The organism is Larkinella soli (assembly GCF_003703975.1).
In the GTDB taxonomy this organism is placed as follows: Bacteria; Bacteroidota; Bacteroidia; order Cytophagales; family Spirosomataceae; genus Larkinella; species Larkinella soli.
The window spans coordinates 1-324 of record NZ_QTJY01000084.1; the positions used below are offsets into that span (position 1 = coordinate 1).

Consider the following 324-nt stretch of genomic DNA (forward strand, 5'->3'; position numbering starts at 1 on the left):
AAATAAGAAGGCGGCAGCTACCTACTCTCCCGGATGTGACTCCAGTACCATCGGCGTAACGGGGCTTAACGGCTCTGTTCGGTATGGGAAGAGGTGATCCCCCGCACCCTTGCCACCGGCCTTTCCTTGCCTTCCGCCCCACCGCCCGCTGAGCCGCGGGCCGGACGAAAGGGGTGGGTGCCTATCTCGGTACCCACCAAAGCTCTCTATTGGCACAGCTTCTTTCGAAACCCGGGAAAAACACACACCACGCGCCTGACACAACGCCCCACGCTCAAGACTCGCATCCGGCCTTCAGGTCATTAGTACGGCTCGGCTCTAGCG

The 324-nt window shown here is 60.8% G+C and carries 1 rRNA gene; it reads right to left on the reverse strand.

Annotated elements, in window-relative coordinates:
• Positions 1 to 8 precede the first annotated feature (8 nt).
• Positions 9 to 120 (reverse strand): 5S ribosomal RNA (gene rrf, locus DX909_RS29385).
• Positions 121 to 324 lie beyond the last annotated feature (204 nt).